General features: G+C 60.4%; 7 protein-coding genes. 1 reads left to right on the top strand and 6 read right to left on the bottom strand.

All coding sequences use genetic code 11. From position 1 onward, the window contains the following. Positions 1-383 precede the first annotated feature (383 nt). A complete protein-coding gene (gene rpsD / locus WBF74_RS09185; RefSeq protein WP_424438510.1) occupies positions 384-1004 on the top strand; it encodes a 30S ribosomal protein S4 in 621 nt (206 codons plus the stop codon). 92 nt (positions 1005-1096) lie between these two features. Here rpsD and grxD read toward each other — a convergent pair whose 3' ends face one another. The 6 genes from grxD to purC are packed head-to-tail and all read right to left on the bottom strand — an operon-like array spanning position 1097 to position 5660. Further along, positions 1097-1435: a Grx4 family monothiol glutaredoxin gene (gene grxD / locus WBF74_RS09180; protein WP_424438507.1), complete on the bottom strand. Its 339-nt coding sequence runs from the start codon at positions 1433-1435 to the stop codon at positions 1097-1099. 50 nt (positions 1436-1485) lie between these two features. After that, entirely contained in the window at positions 1486-1722 is a 237-nt protein-coding gene (locus tag WBF74_RS09175; RefSeq protein ID WP_424438504.1) for a BolA family protein, read from the bottom strand. A 21-nt stretch (positions 1723-1743) separates the two neighbouring features. Continuing rightward, positions 1744-3963: a phosphoribosylformylglycinamidine synthase subunit PurL gene (gene purL, locus WBF74_RS09170; protein WP_424438501.1), complete on the bottom strand. Its 2220-nt coding sequence runs from the start codon at positions 3961-3963 to the stop codon at positions 1744-1746. Then, complete coding sequence (gene purQ, locus WBF74_RS09165; RefSeq protein WP_424438498.1) at positions 3960-4628, bottom strand: phosphoribosylformylglycinamidine synthase subunit PurQ; 669 nt, start codon at positions 4626-4628, stop codon at positions 3960-3962. The genes purL and purQ overlap by 4 nt, the downstream gene beginning before the upstream one ends. A 2-nt stretch (positions 4629-4630) precedes the next feature. Next, a complete protein-coding gene (gene purS, locus WBF74_RS09160) occupies positions 4631-4876 on the bottom strand; it encodes a phosphoribosylformylglycinamidine synthase subunit PurS (protein ID WP_424438495.1) in 246 nt (81 codons plus the stop codon). Between the two features lie 22 nt (positions 4877-4898). Next, entirely contained in the window at positions 4899-5660 is a 762-nt protein-coding gene (gene purC / locus WBF74_RS09155; RefSeq protein WP_424438492.1) for a phosphoribosylaminoimidazolesuccinocarboxamide synthase, read from the bottom strand. Positions 5661-5819 lie beyond the last annotated feature (159 nt).

Genomic DNA, 5819 nt, shown 5'->3' with positions numbered 1-5819 from the left:
GCTTGACCGTTTCGGCTTCCTCAAACCGCCGGAGAAGCGCCCCTCCATGGTCCGTAACCTGCGCAACATGTTCCAGCGGGCGGGGCTTACCGAGCAGGAAGTCCGCACGCTGCGGGGGGTGGTGGCCTCCCTCACGCGCCGCTATCCGAAGGGGGAAGGCCCGCCGGAATAGGGCCTTATGGCCGTTTGACAGGTCAGCCTCACCGCGCTAAAACGCGCCCGAAGTGGGCTTCCGCACCCTTTCGATGCGAAGCCCTTTTTCATTCGATACGCACCCGTGGGAACGGCGACGCTTGTAGCCGGTCCCTGTCGATCTTCCGGTTCGGCCGGACAGATAAAGGAGGGCGCGTTTCCTTGATTTTTGACCTTTAAAGGAAACTGCGATGACAAAGCGCCAGGAAGCCAAGTACAAAATTGACCGCCGGATGGGCGAAAACATCTGGGGTCGTCCGAAGAGCCCGGTTAACCGCCGCGAATATGGCCCCGGCCAGCATGGCCAGCGCCGCAAGGGCAAGCTCTCGGACTATGGTGTCCAGCTCCGCGCCAAGCAGAAGCTCAAGGGCTTCTACGGCAATATTTCCGAAAAGCAGTTCCGCGGCATCTACAAGGATGCGAACCGCGGCCGTGGTGATACGGGCGAGCTGCTGATCGGCCTGCTCGAGCGTCGTCTCGATGCAATCGTTTACCGCGCCAAGTTCGTGCCGACCGTTTTCGCTGCCCGCCAGTTTGTGAGCCATGGCCATGTGCTCGTGAACGGCAAGCGCGTCAACGTGCCGAGCTATCGCGTGCGCGAGGGCGACGTGGTTGAGGTGCGTCAGAAGTCGAAGCAGCTCGCCATTGTTCTCGAAGCCGTGCAAAGCGCCGAGCGCGATGTGCCGGACTACATCGAAGTTGATCACGAGAAGATGACGGCGAAGTTCCTCCGCGTTCCGGCGTTTGCCGATGTGCCCTATGCGGTGCAGATGGAACCGAACCTCGTTGTCGAATTCTATTCGCGCAGCTGATCAGCGGGCGCGCTACGGACAAACGAAAAGGCCCCGGTTTTCCGGGGCCTTTTTTGTTGCCGCTGAAACGTATGCGGAAAAGAAGGGCAGGGTCAGGCGACCTGCGTTTCGATGCCCTTCTGTGCGAGATAATCGCGCAGTTCGCCCTGCTCGAACATTTCGCGGACAATGTCGCAACCGCCGACAAACTCGCCCTTCACATAGAGCTGGGGAATGGTCGGCCAGTCGGAAAACTCCTTGATGCCCTGGCGGATCTCTTCGTCTTCAAGCACGTTGATGCCCTTGAAGGGGACGCCAAGATAGGTCAGCACCTGCACCACGGCATTGGAGAAGCCGCATTGCGGGAAGACGGGTGTGCCCTTCATGAAGAGGACCACATCCTCGCTGGCAACTTCGCTTCTGATGCGGTCAAAGACCGGGTTCTCGCTCATTGTTTTGCTCCTTGGCCTCAACGGGCCGTGTTTGAGGGCGTTGAGGTTGCTCAATCCTCTGGCGCACTTGTTTGCAGCGCCAATGCGTGAAGTTCGTTGCCCATGCCGCCCTTCAGCGCCGCATAGACCATCTGATGCTGCTGAACGCGCGTCTTGCCCTTGAAAGCGGCCGAAATGACATTTGCGGCATAGTGATCGCCATCGCCTGCGAGATCGCGGATGTCGATAACCGCATCTGGGAGCGCCTCCCTGATGAGTCGTTCGATTTCCGCTGCCGTCATGGCCATGGAATGCACCTCCCTTGATCGTCAGATTTCAGCGCCAGCCGCCATATAAGCGGGCAGCCAGCCCTCATGGGCGGCTTTCATTGCTGCCAATGATATGGGAAGCGCGCCTTCAACTGTCAATTCCGCACCCCCAGTCACGCCGAGGCGGCTGACGGGGACGCCCGCTTTGCCCGCGCGTTCGATGAAGGCAGCGGCTTTGCTTTCAGGCAGGGTTACGACGTACCGCGCCTGATCTTCCGCGAATGCCCAGATATGGAGGGGCAGGGGTGTGTCGGGCGTAAGAGATGCGCCGATATTGCCCGCCATCGCCATTTCGGCAGCGGCAACCAGCACGCCACCATCCGATACGTCGTGAACGGCGGTGAGATTGCCAGCGCGGATTTCCGTGCGGATGAAGTCGCCATTGCGACGTTCCACAGCGAGGTCCACGGGCGGCGGGGCGCTTCTGTCATCGGCTTTGCCGACGATGTCGCGCAGATAGATGCTCTGACCGATATGGCCTTTTGTTTCGCCGACCAGAAGGATCGCTTCGCCTTCCGTCTTGAAGGCAACGGTCGCGCGAAGAGCGATGTCGGGCAGAAGGCCAACGCCGCCAATGGCCGGCGTGGGGAGAATGCCCTTGCCATTTGTCTCGTTGTAGAGAGAGACGTTGCCGGAGACGACCGGGAAGTCGAGCGCGCGGCAGGCTTCGCCAATGCCTTCGATACAGCCGACGAACTGGCCCATGATTTCAGGGCGTTCCGGGTTGCCGAAGTTCAAATTGTCGGTGATCGCAAGCGGCTCCGCGCCAACGGCGGTGAGATTGCGCCAGCATTCGGCCACGGCCTGCTTGCCGCCTTCCTGCGGATCGGCGGCGCAATAGCGAGGCGTCACATCAAGCGTGAAGGCGAGACCCTTCGGGCCATCATCAATACGAACCACGGCAGCGTCGCCACCGGGGCCGATCGCCGTGTTGCCGAGAATGAGATGGTCATACTGTTCCCACACCCAGCGGCGCGAGCACATGTCGGGCAGGGCGAGCATGCGGATCAGCGTGTCTGCCAGATCGTTGGGCGCGGGCACTGCATCGTGTGAGAGGGCTGCCGGCTTTGCTGCCTTCACGAAGGGGCGGTCATATTCCGGTGCCTGGTCGCCCAGTTCCTTGATCGGAAGATCGGCCATCACTTCGCCGTGCTGGCGGATGCGAAAGCGCAGATCATCTGTCGTGCGGCCGATCACCGCGAAATCGAGACCCCATTTGCGGAAGATGGCCTCCGCCTCCTTCTCCTTGGCGGGATCGAGCACCATGAGCATGCGCTCCTGACTTTCGGAGAGCATCATCTCATAGGCGCTCATGCCTTCTTCGCGGCAGGGCACCGTGTCGAGGTCAAGCTCGATGCCGAGATCGCCCTTCGCGCCCATTTCAACGGCGGAGCAGGTGAGGCCAGTGGCGCCCATATCCTGAATGGCGATGACGGCGCCGGAAGCCATCAGTTCGAGGCAGGCTTCAAGCAGCAGCTTTTCGGCGAAAGGATCGCCGATCTGCACGGTGGGGCGTTTCTCCTCGGAATCATCATCAAATTCCGCGGAAGCCATGGTCGCGCCATGAATACCGTCGCGGCCCGTCTTGGAGCCGAGATAGACGACGGGAAGGCCGACGCCCTTTGCCTGCGAGTAGAAAATCTTGTCCGCATCAGCCAGGCCGGCGGCAAAGGCATTGACGAGGCAGTTGCCGTTATAGCTCGAATCGAAATTGACCTCGCCGCCAACGGTCGGCACGCCGAATGCATTGCCATAGCTGCCAATGCCTGCCACGACGCCGGAAACAATGTGGCGTGTGCGCGGATGGTCAGGCTCGCCGAAGCGAAGCGCATTGAGCGCCGCGATGGGGCGCGCGCCCATGGTGAACACGTCACGCAGGATGCCGCCCACGCCTGTTGCCGCGCCTTGATGAGGCTCGATATAGGAGGGGTGATTGTGGCTTTCCATCTTGAAGATGATGGCCTGACCGTCGCCGATATCGACGACGCCTGCATTTTCGCCGGGACCGCAAATCACGCGCGGGCCGGTGGTAGGCAGGGTGCGCAGCCACTTCTTCGAGGATTTGTAGGAGCAGTGCTCGTTCCACATGGCCGAGAAGATGCCGAGCTCGGTCAGCGTCGGTTCGCGGCCAATGAGATCGAGAATGCGCTGATATTCGTCCGGCTTCAGCCCGTGTTCCGCGACCAATTCCGGCGTGATCCTGACATTATTGGGTATCACGCCACAGCCTCCATAATGCTTTCGAAGAGCGCGCGCCCGTCGGTCGCGCCATTCAACGGTTCGATCATGTTTTCAGGGTGAGGCATCATGCCGAAGACGTTGCCGCGCTCATTGAGAACACCGGCAATATCGTTCAGCGAGCCATTGGGGTTTGTGCCTTCGGCATAGCGCAGGCCGACACGGCCTTCGCCTTCGAGGCGCTTCAGCGTTTCTGCATCGGTGACGTAGTTGCCGTCACCATGCGCGACGGGGCAACGCCATATCTGCCCTTGCGCATATTTGCGCGTGAAATCCGTGTCGGCATTGGCGACTTCGAGTTTCACTTCGCGGCAGACGAATTTAAGGTTTGCGTTGCGCATCAGCACGCCGGGAAGAAGGCCCGCTTCGCAAAGAATCTGGAAGCCGTTGCAGACGCCAAGCACCCGCACACCTTTTTCAGCTGCCTTTGCAACAGCGGGCATGATGCGGCCCCGCGCGGCGATGGCGCCGGTGCGGAGATAGTCGCCATAGGAAAAGCCGCCGCACAGCACGATGAGATCGAGATCGGGAAGGTCCGTATCTGCATGCCAGATGGGGGTGGATTTGATGCCGGTGATCTTTTCGAGGGCGCGCATCATGTCGCGCTCGCGGTTCGAGCCGGGAAAGACAACGACGCCGGACTTCATGCTCACTTCTCGTCTAGCTCCACGGCGTAGTTTTCGATGACTGTATTGGCGAGGAGCTTCTTGCTCATTTCTTCCAGTATGGCCTTTGCACGGGCAGGGTCGGTCTCTTCGAGTTCAACTTCGAAGAGCTTGCCCTGACGGACGCTTGCAACACCGGAAAAGCCGAGCGAGCCCAGCGCGCCTTCAATTGCCTTGCCCTGCGGGTCCAGAACGCCGTTCTTCAACGTGACCTTGATGCGCGCTTTCATGGTTCCTCGTGTCTCACGTAACTTATTTCACAAGCGTGGGGCCGCGCCGCTTCGGCTCGTTCTCGACGAGAACACCAAGACGCCGCGCCACCTCCTGATAGGCCTCTACCAGCCCGCCCATATCACGGCGGAAACGATCCTTGTCGAGCTTGTCGTTTGTCTGCGTATCCCAGAGGCGGCAGCAATCAGGACTGATCTCGTCAGCCAGTACAACGCGCATCATGTCGCCCTCATAGAGGCGACCGAACTCGACCTTGAAGTCCACAAGGCGGATGCCGATGCCGAGGAAAAGGCCGGTCATGAAGTCGTTGATGCGCAGCGCCAGCGCCATCATGTCATCGATCTCCTGGGGCGTCGCCCAGCCAAAGGCCGTGATGTGCTCTTCGGAGACCATGGGGTCGTGCAGCTCGTCATTCTTGTAATAGAACTCGATGATCGAGCGGGGCAGGACGGTGCCTTCCTCGATGCCGAGACGCTTTGAAAGCGAGCCCGCCGCCACATTGCGCACCACAACTTCGCAAGGGATGATCTCGACCTCGCGGATAAGCTGCTCGCGCATGTTGAGCGAACGGATGAAATGTGTCGGGACGCCGATCTCGTTCAGCTTCGTGAAGATGAACTCCGAGATGCGGTTGTTGAGGACGCCCTTGCCCCCGATGGTGGCGCGCTTCGTTGCATCGAAAGCGGTCGTATCGTCCTTGAAGTGCTGGATGAGCGTGCCGGGTTCCGGGCCTTCATACAGCACCTTCGCCTTGCCTTCGTAAACGCGTCTGCGCCGGCTCATGTCATGAATTCCAATCGGTTAGCCCGGATGACGGGGCCGGGACTGTCGGAGGATCTCTCTGCGCGGATGTCGAATGCCGCCTCGCGGTAAGAGGAGCCGTGCGCGGTCTGGAATCGGCGCCCCGGCGTGCGCAAGTTAGCCCAAGGTCGTGCGCGATAC

It is taken from the genome of Parvibaculum sp. (assembly GCF_049672805.1).
In the GTDB taxonomy this organism is placed as follows: Bacteria; Pseudomonadota; Alphaproteobacteria; order Parvibaculales; family Parvibaculaceae; genus Parvibaculum.
Note: the sequence above shows the minus strand (reverse complement) of the source record. Positions and strands in the feature narration are given on the sequence as shown.

Coding starts and splice junctions, on each gene's coding strand:
- rpsD (WP_424438510.1), top strand. CDS start 384: ATGACAAAGCGCCAGGAAGCCAAGTACAAAATTGACCGCCGGATGGGC.
- grxD (WP_424438507.1), bottom strand. CDS start 1,435: ATGAGCGAGAACCCGGTCTTTGACCGCATCAGAAGCGAAGTTGCCAGC.
- WBF74_RS09175 (WP_424438504.1), bottom strand. CDS start 1,722: ATGGCCATGACGGCAGCGGAAATCGAACGACTCATCAGGGAGGCGCTC.
- purQ (WP_424438498.1), bottom strand. CDS start 4,628: ATGAAGTCCGGCGTCGTTGTCTTTCCCGGCTCGAACCGCGAGCGCGAC.
- purS (WP_424438495.1), bottom strand. CDS start 4,876: ATGAAAGCGCGCATCAAGGTCACGTTGAAGAACGGCGTTCTGGACCCG.
- purC (WP_424438492.1), bottom strand. CDS start 5,660: ATGAGCCGGCGCAGACGCGTTTACGAAGGCAAGGCGAAGGTGCTGTAT.